Source organism: Bacteroides caecigallinarum, from assembly GCF_021531075.1.
Taxonomy (GTDB): Bacteria; Bacteroidota; Bacteroidia; order Bacteroidales; family Bacteroidaceae; genus Phocaeicola; species Phocaeicola caecigallinarum_B.
Map to the genome: position 1 here is coordinate 1 of NZ_JADYTJ010000138.1, position 820 is coordinate 820.

1 protein-coding gene is annotated in these 820 nt (G+C 46.3%); it reads right to left on the reverse strand.

Features of this window, described 5'->3' with window-relative positions; all coding sequences use genetic code 11:
* Window positions 1-682, reverse strand: a 682-nt coding sequence (locus I6E11_RS14715) for a hypothetical protein (RefSeq protein WP_235338840.1), incomplete at its 3' end; no start/stop codon positions are given.
* Window positions 683-820 lie beyond the last annotated feature (138 nt).

Here is an 820-nt window from a genome sequence, read left to right on the forward strand (position 1 = left end):
TTCCGTATCTGGCACGGTAATATTCCATTTCTTCTTCATCGGTGAAGGAATACACCTCTTCCGCTATCGTATCCTTTACAAGACGGAATGTACGGCCTCCTTTTTTCAGTATGGCTGTAATCTGTGGGATATGCAGTGTTTCACAGTAGCCGCTTATTTCCATCGGATGCACGTACAGGCGTGTCTTTCCTTTTACAAGATACATGGCCTGTGATGTACAGCCGGTTCTGTCCGTGTCGAATCCCTCTCCATGAAATTTCTCTTTTATTTCCTTGTAGAAAGCGTCCGTTTTCTCATGGGAAAGACCTTTTCCCCATTCATATCCGCTTTCCAGACTGAAAAGCAGATGGAAGAGGGTTGTCCGCCCGGTCTTGCTTTCCCAGTAACCATAAAGGTCAGTCGTGCCGGATTTCGGTCCGAACCTGTATCCGTCCGGAGTATAGCTTTCCATCACTTCCAGGAGTGAGTTCAAGAAATTTTCCGATTCTTCCGATTTCCACCATTCTGACGTATCGTCATCCATGGCATAAGCTGGTATATGGTTCATAACCTGCAGGTATTCCGGAGTCTCTTTCAGAATGTCCAGCATCCTTGTGACGGCTTCCTTCCTTTGTCTGATGGAGAACAGTTCCGTTCCGGTATCCGCGTGAAGCCTGTTCTGTGTCTTCTGGTCTGTAATCATGACTTCTGATTTTTATTGTTATACATTGTCTGCCTGTAAGGTACAGGCATTCTTATTTCTTGTTGTCCCTGTTGTCTGTTTGCCCGCATCCCTGCAAGGCTTGGCGGAAAAAAATACCGGAGCGAAGCGAGGATGATT